The sequence below is a fragment of the Spirosoma koreense genome (assembly GCF_054777875.1).
The window spans coordinates 238,277-259,213 of the sequence record NZ_BAAHAC010000029.1 but is presented as its reverse complement, the minus strand read 5'-3'; the positions used below and the strand labels follow the sequence as shown (position 1 = coordinate 259,213).

Here is a 20,937-nt window from a genome sequence, read left to right as displayed (position 1 = left end):
CATTATTCATTATCCATTGTTCATTGTTAGAGGGTTCCGCGTAGCGCCTGCTCGCGTTCGATGGCTTCGAAAAGGGCTTTAAAATTGCCTTTGCCAAACGAGCGAGCCCCTTTGCGCTGAATGATTTCAAAGAACAGGGTCGGCCGTGGACAGACCGGCTTGGTGAAAATCTGGAGGAGGTAGCCTTCTTCGTCGCGGTCGGCCAGAATCCCCAGCGAACGCAGGGCGGTGATCTCCTCATCGATCGGGCCAATCCGGTCAGCCAACTGATCGTAATAAGTGTCTGGCACGCTCAGAAACTCGACCCCCCGACTGCGCAAGGTCAGCACCGTTTCAACAATATCGTTGGTGGCTACGGCAATATGCTGTACGCCGGGACCACCGTAAAAATCCAGGTATTCTTCGATCTGCGACTTCTTTTTCCCCTCGGCCGGTTCGTTGATCGGAAATTTCACCCGGCCATTTCCGTTGCTCATGACCTTGCTCATGAGGGCCGTGTACTCCGTAGAAATGTCTTTATCGTCGAAGGAAACCAACTGCTGGAAACCCATTACGTCGTGATAAAAGTCCATCCAGTGGTTCATTTCGTGCCAGCCCACATTGCCGACCATATGGTCAATATAGCGTAGGCCTGCATCGGACGGGCGGTATTCAGGATGCCACGGTTCGTATCCGGGTAGAAAAATGCCCTCGTACGCACTGCGCTCCACAAACACATGGATCGTGTCGCCGTAAGTATGGATGCCCGAGCGCATCACATACCCTTGTTCATCCTGCGAACGGGTTGGCTCCATGTACGCCCGCGCACCCCGGCGGACGGTCTCGTCAAAGGCATGCGTGGCATCGTCGACCCAAAGCGCAATGATCCGAACGCCATCGCCGTGCTGATCGATGTGCTGGCCGATGTCGCTGGTCGAATACAAAGGCGAGGTCAGTACGAGCCGGATTTTACCCTGCTCGACCACGTATGATTCCCGGTCGCGCAGACCGGTAGACAGGCCGGCATGAGCCAGTGGCTGAAAGCCAAACGCCGTCTGAAAATAATGCGCCGACTGCCGGGCATTGCCTACGTACAGTTCCAGATAATCCGTGCCATTCAGGGGCAGAAAATCCGCTGCGACTGGTTCCAAAACTTCTACTGCTTCCATGACCGTGTTTATTGATGTTGTGTTTTACTTACCCACATGCGCTATTCCAGCCACGATTTATAGTACTTCCCGTCGTCAATTGCCAGGGCCTGCTCGGTCAGCATCAGCGGCCGGAACGTGTCGACCATCACGGCGTATTCCTGCGTTTCTTTCTTGCCGATGCTTCGTTCCATCGCACCCGGCGCCGGTCCGTGCGGAATACCACCCGGATGTAAGGTTACGTGTCCCGGCGCGATATCATTACGACTCATGAAATCGCCATCGACGTAATAAATGACTTCGTCAGAATCGATATTCGAGTGGTTATAAGGTGCCGGAATTGCCTTCGGATGATAATCGAACAGGCGGGGCACGAACGAGCATATTACAAAAGCATCGGTCTGAAATGTCTGGTGCACCGGGGGCGGTTGGTGAACGCGGCCCGTAATGGGTTCAAAATTGAAAATCGAGAAACCATACGGGTAATTATAGCCATCCCAACCTACCACGTCGAACGGATGAGCGGCATACACCACCGAATGCAGGAAACCCTGCTTCTTGATTTTCAGCAGAAAATCACCCCTTTCGTCGTGGGTTTCCAGGTCGCGCGGGCGGATGATGTCACGCTCGCAGAAAGGCGCATGTTCGAGCAGTTGCCCAAAGTGATTCCGGTAGCGCTTCGGCGTGTAGATGGGTGCGTGCGATTCCAGGTATAAGAGTCGGTTGTCGGTCGTATCGAAGTCGATCTGGTAAATCATCCCGCGCGGGATGATCAGATAATCACCGTATTGAAATGGAATCGTGCCAAACAGTGTCCGCAGCTTCCCCGAACCCCGGTGCACAAACAGCAGCTCGTCGGCATCGGCATTTTTATAGAAGTACGCCGTAAGCGACTGTCGGGGGGCCGCCAACCCAAAAACCAGATCGTTGTTAACCAATAGCGGCACCCGGCTATCCAGAAAATCGTCGGCAGCTTCCAGACTAAACCCGATGAGCTTGCGCGAGAGCATAGACGTCGTTACCGCCAATTTCGGTGTGACATCTTTACTGCCCAGTACGTCACGCACCATCGTCGGGCGATGTACGTGGTACAGCAAGGAAGCCATACCCTCAAAGCCGATGGTTCCAAACAACTGTTCGTAATATAAGCCACCGTCGGGTTTGGCAAACTGTGTGTGCCGTTTGGGTGGAATCTGCCCGAGTGTATGGTAGAAAGGCATGGTCGTCTACGGCTAATTGTATTATTTGTTAAGACAATTATTGCTTAGCATACAATTATAACGACAACTTTATAAAATTGTATATTGTTTATAATAAATTTTCTTTAACGGCGATAAGATCACTCCTAAAGGTTTAAGAGCAGGATAAATAGGTAGCTCAGTCCCTTTTTTCTAATTTTGGCCACACAAGGTTTGCCGGGTAATTCTGCCGGTATTTATTAGGCAATCCGTGGCCCTGGAACCACGATCAACTGTTGACTAACGACGAAAATGCAACCTACTCTTCTGATTCTGGCCGCTGGTATGGGCAGCCGATATGGTGGTGTTAAACAACTCGATCAGTTTGGGCCACATGGCGAAACGATCATCGACTATTCTCTTTTTGACGCGATCCGGGCCGGTTTCGGCAAAGTCGTTTTCATTATCCGGGAAGAACTCCGGGCCGATTTTGAAGAGGTATTCGGGCAGAAATTAGCCGGGAAAATTGAGGTCGATTACGCCATTCAGGCACTCAATTCGTACGTCCCGGCTGAACTCGGTGAAGTACGGCGAACCAAACCCTGGGGAACGGGCCACGCGATGCTATGCGCTAAGAACCATACGCATACGCCCTTTGCCGTGATCAATGCCGATGATTTTTACGGATTCGAAGCGTTCCAGCTGATCAGCGATTTTCTTAAAACCGATACCGACGATCAACTTCATGCCATGGTCGGGTACGAAGTAAAAAATACCCTGTCGGAAAATGGTTCGGTGTCGAGAGGGGTTTGCGAAGTGGCCGAGAACGGTAACCTGATATCGGTCATCGAGCGAACGAAAATTTACGAGACGGCGAATGGGGGAGGGCCTAAAATTGTGTACGAAGAAGGCGATGAACTAACGCCTTTATCGCCCGATACGCCCGTTTCAATGAACTTCTGGGGATTCAAACCCAGCGTGTTTCCGCTCGTACTCCACCAGTTCGAGAGCTACGCTACGGCGAACATCGACTCGCCCAAGGCGGAGTTTTACATTCCAACTGTAATGACCAACCTGATTGAGACCGATACGGGACACTGTAAAGTATTTCGCAGCCGGTCGGCCTGGTTTGGGGTAACTTACCCGGCTGATAAACCAACGGTTCAGGCCGCTCTGAAGCAATTGCACGACGAAGGGGCTTACCCGGAAAAACTGTGGTAGTATAAACAAAAAACCTCCCGAAAGCCCATAACTTTCGGGAGGTTGACAGGATCAGGAATCAGCCTTACTTCTTCGTTACCCGAATGGCGATCCGGCGGTTTTCGGCACGCCCGGCTTCGGTATCGTTGGAAGCCACCGGATGTTCCTGACCGTACCCTTCCGCTTCCAGTCGCGACCGATCAACGCCTAGCTTAACCAGCTGATCCATAACCGATTCGGCGCGCTCCTGCGATAGCTTTTTGTTCACAGCTGCACTGCCGGTATTATCGGTGTAGCCACCAAGTATGATATGCACGTTCGGGTATTCTTTCAGAATATAGGCGATGTTGGTCAACTGCTCCTGCGACGAAGGCTTCAGGGTCGATTTGCCCGTTTCGAACAGGAGTCGGTCGAAGTTGAACCAGGTTGTTTTGTCGACGGGTTTACTCTTGTCTTCCATGAACTTGACCAGCTTGTTCTCAATGCCAAATTCCGGAATGTTCAGTTCGTAGCCCGAGGGAAGTTTCCGCTTGAAGAACGTGCCTAACTTCGCGGTGATATCGGCCAGTTCGCCACCTGCCGAATCCAGAGCCGCGGTTGCTTTGCTGTCTACCGAATCGGCTGCGGTGCTGATTGCCAAAGAAGTGCTGTCTGCGGCCGTCTGCAAGCTGGCCGTAGCCGTTTCTCTGTCCGACTTATCGCACGAGCGCAGAAAATAAAGCAGAAGTAGCAAGCCCAGAACCAGCAGTATCCATGGTAACCAGCGATTACTACCACCCGATGAACGATCTACTTCGTGGGTGTAGGTGGGCGATAAGCGAACGGAGGTCTTTTTCGGACCTGCATAACCACCCAGAAACGCGAAGCCCGGAAGGCTGCTTAACTTGACGCTTAACTCCGGCGACATAGCTGCCTGTATATACGGCAGTTGGCTGCTCAGTAAACCCGCTGCTGCCGACAGACCAGGACCTTCTTCGCTAGCTTTCTTGCCGAGCAAACTGAGTAGCAGCGGTCCGGATAGATTCATCAGCGACGATGCCGACGAAGGTTTGACCCCACTATGAGAGGCAATGATAGCCGCAACCATATTTACTTTATCGCCAAATAAGTTGCGTGTAATGTTAGCGCCCATCGACAGGAGTTTATTCGACTGGGTTTCACTGGTCAGCAAGCTGCTTAAGTAGCCGGCTATACCACCGGTGGGCATAATGACTTCGCCAGCTATGCGGTTTGGCGACATGACTTCGTCGACCATATCCACCAGTAAGCCATTGCCACCGGGCTCCGACGATTTGTGCAGGAGGCTACCCAGTACAGCGGGCAACGCTTCGCCAAACGCTTTTCGGGTATTTTGCTGAGTTTCTCCCAGCCTGCTGCTGACCTGGCTCACGACTTCCTCGTTGAGGTAACTTTGGGCTAAGGTCAATAGATTCACCGCCATACAGAATCGGAGTTTAAACGTGAATTGTTAGGGGATGTATCGATGCGCCTGCCATGTGCTTTCTGCCGGAACGATCAGGACAGCTACGCTCGAAACAACGACAAGCCGTTAGACGCGCTTAGCCGGTTTCGTCACAGGCACGGATTCACGTAAGAAGCCTCCGCATGGTTAAGCGATCAGCCTTAAATGAAAATCCCCGCTTTGCTTATCGTAAGCAAAGCGGGGATTTTCGGGGTCAAAGCAGTTCGGTCCTAGCTGGTGCGTTCGGGAAATTTCGAAACAATTCGCTCGACTTCTTTGGTAAGCTGGGCCGTAATACGGGCCGGATCAGTTACAGCGTTTTCGACCGAACCGCGCCAGACCAGCTTGTGTGTACGGGCATCGACCATATCGACAATTAATGTCCCTTCTTTATATTGCTCCTGGGTGTACTGAGTACCGCCCCAGCCCCACCAGCCAGGTCCCCAACCCTGGTAGCCCCAGCGTCCCCAGCCCATATAGGGTCCATAGCCATAATACGGAGAAGTTGGATTCGCTACCGTCCGGGTTTTGTTTTCCACAAAAAAGTGATAGCCGACCAGCAGGTCAGGTTTTGCTTCGCGCTGGGTCAGTCCTTTCTCCTTTAATACATTCGCCATCGTATTTTCGACGCTTTCTGTAGCCAGTTGATTATAGAAAGCGGGGTTTTGACCGGCCTTCACGTCTGAATCCATCCAGGTGAATGTCTTGTATTTACTAAAATCGGTGCGGCTATTGCTGTCGACCGCCACGCGGGGCGAACAGGCATAGCCAGTGGCCAGTAGGCCAAAAATGATTAATAATCGTTTCATAACCTTTAGTAGTTGAGTTTACTACTAAACGGGCAGATAATATGAAGGTTCGATTGGGCGGTCTATTTAACGTGACTATAATGATCCGGTCCCTTACTGAAGCACAGGATGTTTTTTGTGCCATTGCGTAGCGTCCTGATACGCTTTGGCTACGGACAGGAGCTTGCCTTCTTCAAACAGTTGCCCCATAAACGTGATGCTGGTGGGCGTGTTCTGTTTAGTGAATCCGTTGGGCAAAACCACGCACGGATGACCCGTCAGGTTGGTCAGGGTCAGGTTGCCGCCGGCATAAGCGGGTGAAATATACACATCGATCCTGGCCGCTTTCAACTGCTTGTTCATCTCGTTGATCAGTTTCGTACGAGCCCGGTTGGCCTGAATATACTCGACGGCGGGTACAAACCGCGACGATCGAAACCGATTAGGCCAGGCTCCTTTCCCCTGCCGAACCAGCAGGTCGTCGCGCCCCGAACGGGTCAGCTCGTCGAAGGCCGCGGCCGCTTCGGCTCCCAGCACGAACGAGATGCGGTTGGACGGAACGCCCGTCGGCAAATCGAACGGTACCAGTTCGGCTCCCAGCGTACGGAGCGTCTGTAAGGTTAGCGAGTCATTGGCCCGGTTCGCGTAGTTACTCTCGAACGCTTTTTTTACGTAACCGATGCGCATGCCTTTCAATGAACTTGCGGGCGTATAGCGGAACGGAGCCGCCATCACGGTCAGGTCATTGCCATCGGGGCCGTAGATGGCGTTGAAAACCAGCGCACAATCCTCAACCGTCCGGGCAATGGGACCAATTTTGTCCATGCTCCAGCTAAGGGCCATCGCACCGTGCCGACTTACTCGCCCAAACGTCGGCCTGAGGCCCGTGGTACCGCAAACCGTCGAGGGTGAAACGATCGAACCGAGGGTTTCGGTCCCGATGGCGAACGGCAGCAGACCAGCCGCCACGCTCGATGCCGACCCGGCCGACGAACCGCTGGAGCCCGCGTTCAGATTCCAGGGGTTGCGCGTCATGCCATCGTACCAGACGTCGCCCATCGCCAAAGCACCGAGCGACATTTTGGCGCACAGTACAGCACCTGCTGCTTCGAGCTTCTGAATCACAGTAGCGTCCATGTCGATGGTCTGATCCTTGTATGGCTCGGCACCCCAGGTTGTTTTGTAGCCTTTCTTGGCCAGCAAATCCTTGGCACCGTAGGGTATACCGTGCAGCGGTCCCCGGTATTTGCCGGCTTTCAGTTCGGCATCGGCGCGTTTGGCCTGGCTGAGTGCCAGCTCGTCGGTCAGGGTGATGACGCTATGTAATTTCGGTGCGTAGGTTTTCAACCGATTCAGGAAAAACTGCGTCAGCTCGACCGATGAAATTTGTCTGGTACGAATCAGTTCGCCCAACTGACCGACGGTATAAAACGCCAGCTCGTCGCGGTTGGCTGGTAAACTAACTTTGCCCGCTGGCGAGGCTTTAAACGACGATGGCCCCGTCGGCATGGTAAAACCGGTCGGCAGCGGGTTGAAATACAACGCCGGAGCCACCTCGTTTGGCAGATCGATTTTCCGCAGCTCGTCGTAGTCATTGCGAGCGTTGTTGAGGTTGTCGAGCATCGAATCGCGCTCGACAGGCGTAAAATCCAGACCGATGACTCGCGCGGCCACTTCGACCATATCGGCGGTGAGCGGCTTTTTCGCATCATCGCTCATGCAGAAAGCTCCGAGGAGAAAACTACCGGCGCAGGCCGTAAAAAATAGCGAAAACTGTTTCATGGGATGAAGGAGTCAGGCTGTACCAATACGTTTGTCGATGAATGGAATACAGAGAAAAAGCAGGGATCGCTCCCGAAAAACGCTTTTCTCAAAAATAAGCCCCACCTGGCGAATTGCAAGTGGGGCGGTCGATTATCCTGGCATTGACTTTCAATAAAAACTAAGCCTGCTCTATTGATTGGCTGAATTTAATCGGCTGGCTAAAAATGCCTCGTGTAGCTGGAGCACCTGGGGTAGAAGTAACTGGCGCTCATCATTTTCAATGACATAGTCGGCAATTTGTAGCCGTGCTTCGTCGCTTACCTGACGACTGATAATGTTCAGGATTTCGGCTTCGGAGCGGTGAGGATCGCGTTTGTGAATGCGCTCGATCCGGATGGCGAGGGGAGCCTGCACCACCACGACTTTATCCAGCGAATTGCCATCGCCGGCGGCCCGCATCAGCGCTGCTTCTTTAACGACGTAAGGTTTATCGGTATGTTCACGGACCCAGGCGTCGGTATCGCTCAGGACCCGCGGATGAATGACACCGTTGAGTTGCTGCAACAGTACGGGGTCGGCGAAAACCTGAGAAGCTACCCAGGCCCGGTTATAGTGCCCCGCCGGATCATAGGCGTTTTGACCCAGCACCCGCCTGATATCGGCTTTCAGAATCGGGTCATGCTCGGTGAGCCATTTAGCCCGCTCATCGGCTTCGTAGACGGGAATGCCCAGTGCCTGGAAAATTTTACAGACAATGCTTTTTCCGGCGCCAATGCCCCCAGTAACACCAATTTGCAGTGGAATCATCGTGAATGAGCGAATGAATGAACAGGCAACCGATAGTCTATCTGGCCTGTTCAGCGATCAGGTTACTGTTTTGCTTTTTGCGGAGTTGGAGCGGTATCCGTGGGAAGTGGCGACAACAGTTCGCCGACTTCAAAACTTACCGCAACACGATCGGCGCTGGCATGCAGCAACGGATGCCGAAGCTGGTTCAATGGCAGTTCTTCGTCGTAATTATCGATAATCCGTTTGCGCGGAATTCGCACCCAGAGCGTATCGGGCAGCCCCCGGACCAGGCGCGTCGGCCCTTCCACCTGAATCGTGCGGGGCGTCAGATTGATCACGCTCGACACCATGTAGCGCGGAGCCAGATTGATGTGCAGGCTATCGGGAATCAGGCGGATTGTTTTCGACAGCCGGCGTTCGAAGTGAATGTCCAGTGTATCGGCCACCACGTAATTGACGTGGAGCTTTTTGATCTGCTCGGCCAGAGAAGCCGCCAGCGAGGCCGTATTAATAACCGATGCCTCCAATGGTCGTTTTACGACATAATTGACCGGTTCGCCCCGAAAAGGAAGCCAGGAATGCCGGAGCAATCCCCAACCATCGCCCGACACATTAACCTGTACGGTTCGGGGGAGGGGCGTGGTTGGTATATAAAGCGAGTCGTTGTAAACAAAACGGATCGGATATTCGACATTCAGGGTATAACCGGGTTTGTTGAGCGCGCTCAGGAGCCAGAACAGCGCGGCTGCTCCCAGGCAAAGCAGGGCTTTGGTTGGCTGAAATGATCGACTATCCGGCGTTGAGTTCACTCGCTGACTATTTCTCCGACTTCTCGACTTCGGCTGGTTTAACGGTCGCTTCGCGCGAGATCGATGTTTTCTCGAAGGTCATTTTAACCCCGCGGTCAACTTCCAGCGTGACCGTGGTTCCTTCGACGGAAGCGATCCGGCCATGCAGCCCACCGATGGTGACCACGTTATCCCCTTTTTTGAGGTTATCGACAAAGCTCTTCTGGTCCTTTTGCTTCTTCTGCTGCGGACGGATCATGAAGAAATAAAAAATACCGATGATACCTACCCACAACAGCACGTTGTAAATCATGGAGGTATTGGAACCGGCTGGGGCCTGTAGTAAAAGGGAATACATAGTTCGGTCGATTTATGAATGTTTGGTTGAATCGGCGCTGGCAGTGACCATCGCCTTAAACTGCAGGTCGGTCATAGCGGGTTCAGTATTGGCAAAAATGGTAATCGTTTTGTTTTGTTCACCCATTTTGCCCCGGCTATTGAAGCGTACCTTCACCGACGATTTAGCCCCCGGTGCCACCGGTTCGTGCGGCCAGTCGGGGGTAGTGCAACCACACGAAGCAGTTACGTTGTTGATAATCAGAGGGAACTCGCCGGTATTGGTGAAGGTAAAGACGTGCTCGACCGTATCACCTTCGGTGAGCGTCCCGAAGTCATAAATTCCTTTCTCGGCAAAAGTAATGATAGGCCGTTTGGCCGATGCGGTAGCCCGGGCGTTCTGCCCCTGTTGCCGATTATCGCAGCTAAGCTGCCCCGAACCGATGCCAAGTACGACGGCTGTAAACAGCCAGTTTTTAAGGTGCATTGTCGATATAGTTCGAAGTGAATTGGCAATGGTTTTCGACCATGACCAATTCACTTTTTAATGCGATCGATCAGGCGTTCTGCTGTTTGATCTGGGCCATCAGGCGATCCACATCTTCGAGCAGCTTCTCCGCTTTTTCGCGGGCGTCGTTCACAACCCGTTGTCCTTCGTTTTTCGATGAATTTTCGGGCTGATCCGTCGAGTTGCTCAACTCTTCCAGCAACTGATTGATTTGTTCCCGGTATTTCGACAGCCGGAAGGAAAGCCGGTCGCGGGTAATCTTTCCTTTGTCGGGTGCGTATAACAGGCCAAACGCGGAACCTACAGCAAGTCCGGTCAGCATAAAAGTTAAGTCACGTCCAAGTCTGCTCATGGTTAAAAACTGTTTGTGGTTTGTTGTTCGTGTGTATCGTCTGGCGACCAAAAGAACGTGTAAACGCTATTATCACCAACTACAAACCCTTTTATTTATTGTCTAGCAATCCGCGGCCGCTTTTGCGCAACCGACCCGAGGCCTGTAATTTCTCGGCCAGATTATCCAGAATTCCGTTCACAAATTTACCGCTTTTGGGCGTACTGTACGCTTTTGCCAGTTCGATATATTCATTAATCGTTACCTTGACCGGAATGTTTGGGAAGTTCAGCAATTCGCAAACGGCCAGCGTCAGGATGATCTTGTCGAGAAAAGCCACCCGCTCAACGTCCCAGTTCTGCAACTGGTCGGCCAGCAACTGTTCGTAGTCAGCGTGGTTATCGAGCGATTTTTCGAAGAGTGTGTTCAGAAACAGTTCGTCTTCTTCCCAGTCGTCGGTCAAAGGCTCCAATTGTAAGCCCGTTGGGCCCTGCACTGATTTCAGGGTGCGAATGGCCAGGCCACGCACCACCTCACTGTTTTCAGTCCAGCTCAAATCGATTTCGGCCAGATGATCGCGAATAACCTCATGTTTGAAGATGAGCGTCCGTAAAATATACTGAGCCAGCGTCTGGTCTTCGTCGGCCGTATGTGTTTTTTGTTCGCAATAGGCCCTGTAGGTGTCGTCGGTTTTCAGGGCTTCGCGCAGCGCTTTCCGAACAAACCCCAGATCGTCGGTCCAGGAAATGCCGTGTCGAAGGGCTTCGTTTTGTAGGGGCTGGTGAGCCGCCAGTGCCTTCACAACCGTGTTGTCGTTCAGATCCGATTCGAACGGGAAGGGTATCTCGTCGACGTCGCGGTATCGGCGCTCGCGGTCGATCCGGGCGGCATGGCCCAGTTCGACCAGTAAGAGCATCACCCGCAGATAGTCGTCGTAGATACCGTTGACCTGCTTGATCATCATCTGGGCCAGGTGCTGACGGTCTTTTTTCGCCCGGCTCTGGTAGAACAGAAACCCATCGTTAGCTGCTTTGAGGACTTTCGTCGGGGCGTCTTCATCGCGGGCGGGCTGGTTGGTTTTGACCGCTTCTTCGAACAGCAGACCGGCGAGTTTTCGGTAGCCTTCGAGTTGCCGCTTGTTCTGCGGTTCCATCGAATTTAGGTCGGGCTGGAAGAGGTCGTTAATGCCATCGATGGCCAATTGTTGATTGGAAAATTCGGCCTGCCTCAACGCGTACAACGCCTGCATGACCTTTATTCGGAGTAATCGCCTGTTGAGCATCCGCCTAAATCTAAAATCTACCGATATGAAAAAGAACTGACTGAATTAGAAGGCAAAAATACGGAATTTCGGGGAAAGGGGCAAGGGCAGAGGGGTAAGGGCGTGGGAGAAAGGCAAGGGGTGGCGGGGATTGCAAGGATTGCAGGGTGTTAGCATTACTAAATTCTTATTCTGCCCGCCATCCTTGTAAACCCCGCTATACCCCACCATCCTTGCAACCCCTGCCATTCCCTGCCCCCTGCAACACCCCGCCCTCACCCCTATGCCCCGCTACCCCTTGCAACTTTTCCCTTCCCCCTGCCGTTACGAGAAAAACGCTGTTGGACCTCCTGTGAAAGCACTTTCTTACCTGAATAAATACCTTGTAAAGTATAAATGGTACCTGATTCTGGGGACGGTTTTTACGGCTATCTCCAATCTATTCGGTATTTTTCCGGCGCAGTTGGTGCGGTACGCGCTCGATCTGGTTCGCGAAACCCTCGATGTGTATTACCTCTACGATAAATCGCCCCTGCAGTCGGGTTTATACAGCATTTTCTCCACCAGTATTCTTCTCTTCGGTATCCTGACGCTGGTCATGGCACTACTGAAAGGATTTTTCCTGTTTCTGGTCCGGCAAACCCTGATCGTGATGTCGCGGCACGTGGAGTATGACCTCAAGAATGAGATTTACGACCATTACCAGACCTTACCACTTAGTTTTTACCGCCAGCACAACACGGGCGATCTGATGGCTCGCATATCGGAAGACGTCAGTAAAGTCCGGATGTACGTCGGGCCGAGCATCATGTACGGCCTGAACCTGATCGTGCTATTTATTCTGGTCATCAGCTACATGGTCAGTATCAACGCCCGGTTGTCGCTGTATGTCCTACTGCCACTACCCATTCTGTCGGTGGCTATCTACCTGGTCAACAACATTATCATTCAGCGTTCTGAAGAAATTCAGCGCTCACTATCGCAGCTGTCGACCTACGTACAGGAAGCATTTTCGGGAATCCGTGTGCTGAAAGCCTTTGTGCAGGAAAATAACTCGGCCGCTAAGTTCGAACTGGAAAGTGATGAATACCGGGCTAAGTCGCTGAGTCTGACCCGGGTCGATTCGCTGTTTTTTCCGATCGTCGCGATTCTGGTTGGCCTGAGCAATGTGCTGGTGATTTACGTAGGCGGTCAGGAAATTATCGCTGGTCGACTGACGCCGGGTAACATCACCGAGTTTATTCTGTATGTGAACATGCTGACCTGGCCGGTGATGGCACTCGGCTGGACGACGAGCCAAACCCAGCGGGCGGCTGCTTCTCAACAGCGCATCAATGAGTTTTTGCAGGTGAAGACCGACATTGTTTCGCAGAAAGATATTCGCCACACGATCCACGGTGAAGTGGAGTTCAAAAACGCCCGGTTTGTTTACCCCGATTCGGGTATCATGGCTATCAAGGATTTCTCCATGCGTGTTCGGGCGGGCGAAACGGTTGCGATACTGGGTACGACGGGTTCGGGCAAGAGTACGCTGGCAAACCTGCTTACGCGCATGTATGATGTGACTTTTGGCGACATCCTGATCGACGGTATTTCGATTAAAGACTATAACCTGACCTCGCTTCGGGAGCAGATGGGATACGTGCCACAGGATGTGTTCCTCTTTTCAGAAACGATCAGCAATAACGTTCGTTTCGGGAAACCCGATCTGCCGCAGGAACGAGTCGAGCAGGCCCTGCGCGACGCCGATCTGTACCAGAGCGTTATCGATTTTCCGGAGCAGTTCGATACGCGCGTCGGTGAGCGGGGCGTTACGCTATCGGGTGGTCAGAAACAGCGTCTGAGTATTGCCCGGGCCATCGCCCGCGACCCGAAGATTCTGATTCTGGACGATTGCCTGTCGGCCGTCGATACGAATACGGAAAACATTATCCTCAACAACCTGCAGCGCATCATGGCCGATCGCACATCGGTCATAATTTCGCACCGGGTTTCATCGGCTAAACTGGCCGATTACATTATCATGCTCGACGAGGGTGAGGTTATTGAGGAAGGCACTCACGAAGATCTGCTGGCTAAAAACGGAGCCTACCGCGAACTATACGAGAAGCAGTTGCAGACGGAAGAAGTATAAACGCTCTCACTAGGTTCTTATAATTTTACGGAATGTGAACTGATTATAAACAGGCTGAGACCACGAGTCTTTCCAGTGCTTTGTCTCATCCGCCAGTATTTGACTCCTTAAATCATACACAACACTTCTACCATGACCCCGCCGGGCGCGGCAACATAAAACGACATGGTGCCCCGGCCACCGTAATTATGGGGTTCTTTTCCGACTTCAACGCCCGCCACTTTCAGCGTTTCATAAATAGCCTTTACCTGCTCGGGCGAGTCCTGCACGAAGCCGACATGAAAATCGGCCGGGTAAGTTGGCGATTCTGCTTTGTTGAAATTACTGATCGACAGGATAAAGTCATCGTTGTCTTTCAGGATCGAAATGATGTTGTCGCCTTTGGTTTCCAGGCAGGTGAAACCAAAATAAGTTTCGAAGAACGTTCTGGTCTGGGCTACGTCCGGTACGGCCAGGTTTAGATGCTTGAGTGCCATTTGCTTATAAAAGTTATTGGGTTTCTGTTTTCGTGTAATGAACCGTTGCCGGAGCTACGTTGCAAAATTAGTCACAGTTGTTGACTAATTGGTAATCATTGATGACTATATTTTCTTTTGCCTATCTTTGTAGAATAGATGCAGCGTTGAGTATGAAGAAAAAGAAGGCAATTCAGCAGGAGTTATCGGATTATATGCAGCAGAATGATCGCAACTGGGGACGGCTTATTGCGGTTACGAAACGCCAGTCTGACTTGTGGATGCAACGGGTTATGGGCGAAGCGACGAGCCTGCCTTTCAAAGCCTCGTTTATGCGATTTCTGACGAATATCAGCGCAAACGGGATTACCAACCAGGAGTTGGCCAAACGAGCGATGCAACCGAAGCAGGCGATGAGTCGGACGGTGAAGGAAATGGAAGCCGAAGGGTTGATAATGACCGAGCGAAGTAAACGTGACGGTCGTAGCTCGAAAATTACGCTGACCAAAGAAGGGCAAAAGCTTTTGTTAACCGCCAAACGGGAACAGGAGAAATTGACCAGTACCTATAAAGCTCTGGTCGGCGAAGAAAGCTTTGCGACAGCGGTAGAAGTTCTTTATCAGATCATTGCCTATCACGAATCGCTGAGTGATCCTGACGATAGCGAGAAATATGCGATTATTCGATAACCCACCAGCCGTAAGTCGCTGGGGCTAGGTCTACCGTTAGTTCTACTTCGTAATTCCGGTTCAGCGGATAAACTCTGGGTTTACCATCGGCCCGCCGAATTTGGGCAGTATCGCGCAGACCGGTGTAATATAGCGGTAGTTTAATGGTGCGGGTAATCCTCGTTTTAAGTGGGTTATACAACATGACCAGCCCTTTTTCCGGTAATGCTGGATTGACGTGCATGATCCCATCCCAATCGCGCCCGTCGGGTCGGCGGAGATGAATCAGGTCGGAGTTAAGAATCGGGCGATACGTTTTATACCAGGAAATAACCTGACGAACCATCTGTTTCGTTTCCTCTGTATCATATAAACGGGGGCCGCGGTAGCAGGCCTGGATTCCAGCGCCGTAGTACTGCATCATCAACTGCCTGTAATCCGTCAGATGCTCGTTCAGCGGCTCCAGCACGGCTTCCGGGCCACCGCCCTGGTAGTTGGTCAGTGGCACGAAGCCCCAACCCATGGCCGGAGTTTTTTCCCAGGTTCCGTCGAAAATATTCTGTCGGTTCAGGAGTCTCTGCTGATCACGCGATAGGGAAAAATTAACTTCCCGGTATCCCAGCGCAATCTTATTTGTGCCGTCCATAAAGTACCAGTCGGGCGCGTTGATATACACGCCTTTTGCGTTCAGAAACTGGTAAAATTCCTTTTGCATGCCCATCTGCACCCACTGCGAATCGTCCAGCCCTTTGTGACCCGGATGCTTCGTGGAAGCACAGACATCGCCTGGGTAAGGACCGTCGTGTTCAAGAAGGTCGAAACCTGTTTCGGTAATAAATTTCTTTAAGTTTTTCAGGTAATCGATGCCCCACTGGCTAGCCAGACAGGGCGCGTGACCGAAGAAAGCGGCTTTATCGGGTAAACCGGTTTTCGGATCGATGACGTCGTTTTCGTCATCGATCCGGCGACTGCTGAATAGCGAATAACCACCCAGCAGAATCCCTTTGCTGTGCGCATAATCGGCGAGGGCTTTGAATTGCTGAATGTTCGCCGGGCTGGTATCTTCCATGTTCAGTCCGCTGCCGAAGCTCAGAATCACCATTTCGTAGCCGGTTGATGCGCACTGATCGATGCTGCGTCGAACTACGTCCGGATCGGTGCTGACCAGGTGCATGAATATAGGGTTCTGCGTAGTCCAGGGGGCAATGGTCCGGTAAAACTGTCGGCGGGCGAGGCCGTTCCGCTCGCGGTCATACGAGTCGAGCAGGAGTTCATGCGTACGGATCGAGGTGTAGGTATGGCCTGGCTCCAGGTCGATGCCTACGCCGAGAGTAGGGTACACCTCCAGTAGGCAGGGCGTTTCATAATTGTAGTTGACCTGCGACGTGTAGAGCGAATCCGTTTTCCAGTGGGTAGCCTGATCCGACAGCTCGTACCGCATGGCGTTGTTGAACGCGAAGTTGTTTTCGACATAGATACGCTGCGGTTTTTTCATCTGGTCGGGCTTGCCTACCACCGCCGATTCTTCTTCGGGCGTTGCCAGAATTTCATTGATGACCTGGTCGATATGAACGGCTTGCGGACCTGTGTTCTGCAGCGTGACCCACTTACAGAGCGCTGGAAGGCCATCATACAGCGCGTAGTGAACCACTACCTCGATGTTTTTCAGATCAGGCAAGTCCGAGCGGAAAAGCAGGGCCAGCTCCTGACCGCCCGGCTGTTTTCGGTTCATGGTCCAGGTGCGTGGTTGCCAGTTCAGGTAAGGCTTCAGCGGAGAAATGGTGAATGTCTTAAACTGAAAATCGGCTGGACTGGCCGTAAACCCGTCGATCCATTCTTCGCGCAGGTAAGCGTGTTCGGTCTGACCATAGAGTCCACCTACACGGTACGGCTTGCCATTCAGCACCAGTCGGGCTTCAGGCCTGACGGAGCGGGCAAACTGCTCACTGGTCGACAGGTTCTGGTAATCGACCGTCGCCAGATTCGGGCTGATGCGAAACCGGCGCGTCAGTAAGCCGTTGGATAGCACCAGATCTTTGCCGCTGTTTGCCTGAAATACCCCTGCTTTCAGGAAGGGGGCCGTAATCAGCCAATCCGTTTTAACGGGAGCGGGTTTGTAAACGGGCAGTTGGTGTATCTGCGCAAATCCTGAATGGGTCAGCAGCCAGGCACCCATAAGCCAGACGAAGCGGTTCATATTTTCCGGAGCAAATCCTGGGAAAGCTAGGAAAGAATAGCGGCATATCCATGCCCTCCATCATGAACAGCCGAACGGAATGGTGACCTGACGACGCGTTTTCAGTACGAAGAGCAGGAGCCTAAGCCGGCCTGCTCTTCGGTTCTTACTGCTGAAAATACTCGACCTTTTCAGCGTCGGTATTGTTGAACGCGTTGAATTCCGTTCCGCCGATTACCGTGGAGCTTACGGTCAGTGCCCCGGTAGTAGCTCCTGGGTTCAATGTGCCAGTCAAGCCGAAAGAAAGCACATTGCCGCCCGTTATCACCTGGTTGGTCGTGAGGGTGTAAAAGCCACCGGAAGGTCCACTAAAGCTCCAGGCGCTGTTCTGCACCGGACGCCCGCCCACCGTGGTCAGACTTCCGTTAAAGCTAAAGTCGACCTTCGGATCTTTGGTGATCCGGACAGTGATCGGGCCACTCGTAGGAATCGAATTTACCTCGAAGAGATCGACGACCACGTTAAGATTGCTCGTGCCCGTTATCGTCGACGGACGAACATACAGGATCGGGGCCAGGTCAGCACCCTGCGTGACCACAATATCATCCAGCCGTAGCTGATCCCGGGCTCCCGACGTCCCAGTTCCCGTCCAGTAGTACTGCCATAGCAGCTGCACATAAGGTTTGTTGAGCAAAGCCGCCGGCAGACTCACCGGACCCAGCACCAGACTATGACCGGCTGTTGCATTGCGGAGGTATTCTACTGGCTGGTTCGAGTCATTCAGCAAATCGCTGAAAGGTCCGCTGTCGCCGATCCGGTAGCGTAACCGGATCGCGTACTGGCGCGGGTTGGGGGTAACCGTTCCGCCCGTCCACTGCACGTAGGCTTTGTTGACCCCAAGGGTATTCAGGGCCAGCATTGCCCCACCCAGCGAACTGGCTACGTAACCTGGATTGGCACCGCCCGTATTGATAAACGAAAGGCCATTTTCGCCCAACCCGTTGATGCGGGTGCTGCTGCTGTAATTATACGCACCGGTAACCGTATCGGCCAGGGCAAACGTGGCCGACAGGGCTGGGTCGGCCTGGTTCATGCTAACCAGATGCATGTTGGCCGGGTAGGTAGCCGGTGTGGCCGTCGGCGACCAGCTCTCAAACCGATAGTCGCCACTGCTGAGGGTAAAAGCCGCGGGTTTACCGGCAAAGCTGTCGCTGGGAGCGAAGACAGCCGTTAGCGTACGGTCGGTAGTGGGGTTATAGCTGTAGGCCGTATCGGTCGCAATGGTCGAGCCGTTTTCCTGCCAGGCCACGAACCGAAAGCCCGATTTGGGTTTGGCCACGATGCGGATGGCATTTCCCTGGAAATAGATGCCGGTCCAGGGGTAGGGTGTGGCAGACACCCCTACGGTGGTGGGCAGGATGTCGATGGTGTTTACTTTTACATACCCCTGGTCGGCATTCGAAACGTTGACGGTTACGTTGCGAAACCCTTGCAGGCCAAACAGATCACGGGCGTGTTCGCGGGCTTTGGTCGGCCGGAGTTGGACGAAGGTTCGAATCCGATCGATATTGTTAAGCCAGTCGGCGTAGCTAATCCCGCCTTTCCAGCGTTCAAAATGCTCAGGCATATAAGGTTGATAGCCCTGAATAAAACTGTTTAACAGCGCAACGGTTCGGTCGGGGTTAAAGGTAGTATTCAGCAGATCGGCGTAGCGATTGATAAAATATGACTTATACGAATCGACCATCAGAAAGCGCCTAAAGAGCTTGGTGAACTCGCTGTTGGCCGTGGCGTGATAAATGGTAAAATCGTCGTAATTGTTGATATTGCTGAGGCCGAAATCCATGTCCTTCATCATCCAGCGGAAGCGGCCGTCGTGTCCGTAAGGGGCAGTGAGCCGCGTCTGGCTGGTGCGTTTCCGCCAGAATTGCTGGTTGTTCTGCGGCCAGTCGGTGTTGGCCGAATAAATTTCTGAGATCTGATAATCCGTAAAATTCTCAACGTCTACCCACGTATTGGCAACCAGGTCGTAGTTGGTCTGCGTAAAGAAAGAGTTTGCATCAAGGTAGCTTTGCAGGTTATTGAATACCTGTAAATCGCCTTCGTCGGCTTCGTAGCCACCATAAACGGAAACGACATCGACACTGTCGACATCGACGTTATAATTTCGGTTCAGGTAATACTTGTCGTAGCGCTCTTCCAGGCTATGAATACCCCAATATTCTCCATTGACGAATACCGCGCTCGGCACGTTCGACTGGGTATCGAAGCGGAGATGCCGGACCATCGTCTGCATGTACGAATCGACGATCAGGCTATAATTCCAGTCGTTGCCTCCGCTCCGGAGCAGGAGCCGGTTATACGACTGATTCGCCGGCCGATTATTGAAAAAAGAGTAGGCAAAATCATCGTTCCCGTACAACCGAAGGGCTTTTCGTGGAATGTAGCGCGTGCAGTTTCCGTTGATCCGGATGCCCATCGCCTGATTTATCACGGAACTGTTATTGACAAAAAACTCGACGTTTCCAGGGCGCTCCCAGGCGTCGCCTTCGTTGGAATAATTACCGGGCGTACAAAAACCAGCGGGTGTAGTGGCGTTGGAGGCCCGCCAGTTATCAAAGCCTTGTCCGGCCGTATAAATGCCCGTGTTGTAATCGAAAAAATGTTTTTCATTGAAGCTAAGCGAAGTCACCGGTATGGTATAACGGGCCGTATTAGGCGTGACGAAATAGGTCTGGGTGACAACGTCGCTGGCGAGGGCATTGGCTTTGTAGGCAACCGCCCGGACCACCGTTCCCTTAAAGACGGGCGTGGTAGGAAAGTAATAGGGGGTATTGTTGTAGGTCGACGATTTGACTGAAACCGAATTGGCCGCACTGCTGCGATCGCTGATCGGAATCGCTCCGGTGTAGGCTAAGGTCTGGTAAGAGCCTGTCAATAAGCCGCCACCGAACTGATTGGGCTGTTCAGCATAGCTATTTTTATACTGAAATGTAGTACCGTTCAGGTTCGCCGGGTCGGGGTCGGAACCGTCCAGCGTATAATAAATGGTTGCCGAAGGGTCTGGTGCGGTAATGCTCAGGTTGAAATCGCTGCTGTAAAAGCCCCCCGTTCTGGAGAATGCAGGAGTGCCCATTATGGTCGGATACCCTGTTTTACCGTCGTTCGAAGCGCCGGGACTACAATTCGTACCCGAAAAATAAAGCCAGTTTGCCGTACCGTTCGGCTGACGGCCCCAGGATACGTCCGTACGTTGGGCACCAAAAGTAACCTGATCCACCGATATCGTCGAAGCGCCATTCGGCCGGAACAATCCGAATGATTCGCCGTTGGCCGAGAGTTTAAAGTTCAGGTGGTTGGCGCCCCTGGTGAGTTCTTCACTAGCCCAGAGCACTAAAAAACCATTGGCCGGAATAACCGTCTGCGACGAACCCGTTGGTAGTCGGTACTTAGTAGGTGTCGACAGGTTATCCGTAACGTAATAACCACCGATATCGACGGCGAAGGCGTTTGGATTGTAAATCTCAATCCAGTCTTCGAAAGACCCCGAACCGTCGGCCAGGGTCTTGGCATTAGAAGCCATAAGCTCGTTAATGTAAAGCGCCTGCCCTTGAACGCTGTAGTTTACAATCGATAAGAAAAGTAAAGAGAAAGTAATGATTGTGGCATTCATGTTATTTTAAGTAGGATAGGGGTAATTAAATAGCCTGTTTATGTTTAATAGGAAACAAAATGAATTCATTTAGAAATTTACCCTGTTAAAATGGAATTTTATAATAAAAAATTTAATAATACTTATGTGATTAAGTAAATATATAGGAACAATACCCGCAAAAATTCCTTGAACGTTGCCGAATTAAGTGCATTATAGTTTATCAACATGTTACTAATTAAAGATTACATAAACATAAATGCCCTAGTTGTTCACGTGAACAACTAGGGCATTTATGTTTGTAGATTACCGACAGTAGT

At 52.2% G+C, this 20,937-nt stretch carries 17 protein-coding genes; 3 read left to right on the top strand and 14 right to left on the bottom strand.

The annotated features are described in order from the left end of the window. Nucleotides 1-26: 26 nt before the first annotated feature. Both hppD and ACYVC2_RS28885 read right to left on the bottom strand, forming a co-directional pair. Nucleotides 27-1,148 (bottom strand): 4-hydroxyphenylpyruvate dioxygenase, encoded by a 1,122-nt coding sequence (hppD, locus tag ACYVC2_RS28890; RefSeq protein ID WP_461108543.1) that lies wholly within the window; start codon nucleotides 1,146-1,148, stop codon nucleotides 27-29. A gap of 41 nt (nucleotides 1,149-1,189) precedes the next feature. Further along, entirely contained in the window at nucleotides 1,190-2,347 is a 1,158-nt protein-coding gene (locus ACYVC2_RS28885) for a homogentisate 1,2-dioxygenase (protein WP_461108541.1), read from the bottom strand. 270 nt (nucleotides 2,348-2,617) lie between these two features. On the opposite strand from ACYVC2_RS28885, the gene ACYVC2_RS28880 reads away from it, so the two are divergent. Then, nucleotides 2,618-3,526 (top strand): nucleotidyltransferase family protein, encoded by a 909-nt coding sequence (locus ACYVC2_RS28880; RefSeq protein ID WP_461108539.1) that lies wholly within the window; start codon nucleotides 2,618-2,620, stop codon nucleotides 3,524-3,526. A gap of 64 nt (nucleotides 3,527-3,590) precedes the next feature. Here the strand turns inward: ACYVC2_RS28880 and ACYVC2_RS28875 are convergent, their stop codons facing one another. The 9 genes from ACYVC2_RS28875 to nusB all read right to left on the bottom strand — a co-directional run bounded on the left by ACYVC2_RS28875 (nucleotide 3,591) and on the right by nusB (nucleotide 11,520). Next, complete coding sequence (locus tag ACYVC2_RS28875; RefSeq protein ID WP_461108537.1) at nucleotides 3,591-4,946, bottom strand: OmpA family protein; 1,356 nt, start codon at nucleotides 4,944-4,946, stop codon at nucleotides 3,591-3,593. A 251-nt stretch (nucleotides 4,947-5,197) separates the two neighbouring features. Then, nucleotides 5,198-5,776 carry a DUF4136 domain-containing protein gene (locus tag ACYVC2_RS28870; RefSeq protein WP_461108535.1) on the bottom strand — a complete coding sequence of 193 codons (579 nt, stop codon included), beginning with the start codon at nucleotides 5,774-5,776 and terminating at the stop codon, nucleotides 5,198-5,200. 93 nt (nucleotides 5,777-5,869) lie between these two features. Continuing rightward, nucleotides 5,870-7,537 (bottom strand): amidase, encoded by a 1,668-nt coding sequence (locus tag ACYVC2_RS28865; protein WP_461108533.1) that lies wholly within the window; start codon nucleotides 7,535-7,537, stop codon nucleotides 5,870-5,872. A gap of 171 nt (nucleotides 7,538-7,708) precedes the next feature. Next, nucleotides 7,709-8,326, bottom strand: a complete 618-nt coding sequence (coaE, locus tag ACYVC2_RS28860; protein ID WP_461108531.1) for a dephospho-CoA kinase — start codon at nucleotides 8,324-8,326, stop codon at nucleotides 7,709-7,711. 62 nt (nucleotides 8,327-8,388) lie between these two features. Further along, nucleotides 8,389-9,117, bottom strand: coding sequence for a hypothetical protein (locus ACYVC2_RS28855; RefSeq protein ID WP_461108529.1), 729 nt, complete (start codon nucleotides 9,115-9,117; stop codon nucleotides 8,389-8,391). Nucleotides 9,118-9,124: 7 nt separating this feature from the next. Continuing rightward, a complete protein-coding gene (gene yajC, locus ACYVC2_RS28850; RefSeq protein ID WP_461108527.1) occupies nucleotides 9,125-9,454 on the bottom strand; it encodes a preprotein translocase subunit YajC in 330 nt (109 codons plus the stop codon). A gap of 12 nt (nucleotides 9,455-9,466) precedes the next feature. Next, entirely contained in the window at nucleotides 9,467-9,919 is a 453-nt protein-coding gene (locus tag ACYVC2_RS28845) for a DUF1573 domain-containing protein (RefSeq protein ID WP_461108525.1), read from the bottom strand. A gap of 70 nt (nucleotides 9,920-9,989) precedes the next feature. After that, nucleotides 9,990-10,292: a YtxH domain-containing protein gene (locus ACYVC2_RS28840; RefSeq protein WP_461108523.1), complete on the bottom strand. Its 303-nt coding sequence runs from the start codon at nucleotides 10,290-10,292 to the stop codon at nucleotides 9,990-9,992. Between the two features lie 91 nt (nucleotides 10,293-10,383). Continuing rightward, nucleotides 10,384-11,520 carry a transcription antitermination factor NusB gene (gene nusB, locus ACYVC2_RS28835; RefSeq protein ID WP_461108521.1) on the bottom strand — a complete coding sequence of 379 codons (1,137 nt, stop codon included), beginning with the start codon at nucleotides 11,518-11,520 and terminating at the stop codon, nucleotides 10,384-10,386. A 364-nt stretch (nucleotides 11,521-11,884) separates the two neighbouring features. Here nusB and ACYVC2_RS28830 point away from each other — a divergent pair, with 364 nt between their 5' ends. After that, nucleotides 11,885-13,666 carry an ABC transporter ATP-binding protein gene (locus ACYVC2_RS28830; protein ID WP_461108519.1) on the top strand — a complete coding sequence of 594 codons (1,782 nt, stop codon included), beginning with the start codon at nucleotides 11,885-11,887 and terminating at the stop codon, nucleotides 13,664-13,666. Between the two features lie 107 nt (nucleotides 13,667-13,773). Here ACYVC2_RS28830 and ACYVC2_RS28825 read toward each other — a convergent pair whose 3' ends face one another. After that, nucleotides 13,774-14,142: a VOC family protein gene (locus ACYVC2_RS28825; RefSeq protein WP_461108517.1), complete on the bottom strand. Its 369-nt coding sequence runs from the start codon at nucleotides 14,140-14,142 to the stop codon at nucleotides 13,774-13,776. Nucleotides 14,143-14,294: 152 nt separating this feature from the next. On the opposite strand from ACYVC2_RS28825, the gene ACYVC2_RS28820 reads away from it, so the two are divergent. Further along, entirely contained in the window at nucleotides 14,295-14,810 is a 516-nt protein-coding gene (locus tag ACYVC2_RS28820) for a MarR family winged helix-turn-helix transcriptional regulator (protein ID WP_461108515.1), read from the top strand. Here ACYVC2_RS28820 and ACYVC2_RS28815 read toward each other — a convergent pair. Both ACYVC2_RS28815 and ACYVC2_RS28810 read right to left on the bottom strand, forming a co-directional pair. Further along, nucleotides 14,800-16,986, bottom strand: coding sequence for an alpha-galactosidase (locus ACYVC2_RS28815; protein ID WP_461108513.1), 2,187 nt, complete (start codon nucleotides 16,984-16,986; stop codon nucleotides 14,800-14,802). The two genes, ACYVC2_RS28820 and ACYVC2_RS28815, sit on opposite strands and share 11 nt — an antisense overlap. A 145-nt stretch (nucleotides 16,987-17,131) precedes the next feature. Continuing rightward, nucleotides 17,132-20,638, bottom strand: coding sequence for a CotH kinase family protein (locus tag ACYVC2_RS28810; protein ID WP_461108511.1), 3,507 nt, complete (start codon nucleotides 20,636-20,638; stop codon nucleotides 17,132-17,134). Nucleotides 20,639-20,937: the final 299 nt, after the last annotated feature.

Coding starts and splice junctions, on each gene's coding strand:
- hppD (WP_461108543.1), bottom strand. CDS start 1,148: ATGGAAGCAGTAGAAGTTTTGGAACCAGTCGCAGCGGATTTTCTGCCC.
- ACYVC2_RS28885 (WP_461108541.1), bottom strand. CDS start 2,347: ATGCCTTTCTACCATACACTCGGGCAGATTCCACCCAAACGGCACACA.
- ACYVC2_RS28880 (WP_461108539.1), top strand. CDS start 2,618: ATGCAACCTACTCTTCTGATTCTGGCCGCTGGTATGGGCAGCCGATAT.
- ACYVC2_RS28875 (WP_461108537.1), bottom strand. CDS start 4,946: ATGGCGGTGAATCTATTGACCTTAGCCCAAAGTTACCTCAACGAGGAA.
- ACYVC2_RS28870 (WP_461108535.1), bottom strand. CDS start 5,776: ATGAAACGATTATTAATCATTTTTGGCCTACTGGCCACTGGCTATGCC.
- ACYVC2_RS28865 (WP_461108533.1), bottom strand. CDS start 7,537: ATGAAACAGTTTTCGCTATTTTTTACGGCCTGCGCCGGTAGTTTTCTC.
- coaE (WP_461108531.1), bottom strand. CDS start 8,326: ATGATTCCACTGCAAATTGGTGTTACTGGGGGCATTGGCGCCGGAAAA.
- yajC (WP_461108527.1), bottom strand. CDS start 9,454: ATGTATTCCCTTTTACTACAGGCCCCAGCCGGTTCCAATACCTCCATG.
- ACYVC2_RS28845 (WP_461108525.1), bottom strand. CDS start 9,919: ATGCACCTTAAAAACTGGCTGTTTACAGCCGTCGTACTTGGCATCGGT.
- ACYVC2_RS28840 (WP_461108523.1), bottom strand. CDS start 10,292: ATGAGCAGACTTGGACGTGACTTAACTTTTATGCTGACCGGACTTGCT.
- nusB (WP_461108521.1), bottom strand. CDS start 11,520: ATGCAGGCGTTGTACGCGTTGAGGCAGGCCGAATTTTCCAATCAACAA.
- ACYVC2_RS28825 (WP_461108517.1), bottom strand. CDS start 14,142: ATGGCACTCAAGCATCTAAACCTGGCCGTACCGGACGTAGCCCAGACC.
- ACYVC2_RS28820 (WP_461108515.1), top strand. CDS start 14,295: ATGAAGAAAAAGAAGGCAATTCAGCAGGAGTTATCGGATTATATGCAG.
- ACYVC2_RS28815 (WP_461108513.1), bottom strand. CDS start 16,986: ATGAACCGCTTCGTCTGGCTTATGGGTGCCTGGCTGCTGACCCATTCA.
- ACYVC2_RS28810 (WP_461108511.1), bottom strand. CDS start 20,638: ATGAATGCCACAATCATTACTTTCTCTTTACTTTTCTTATCGATTGTA.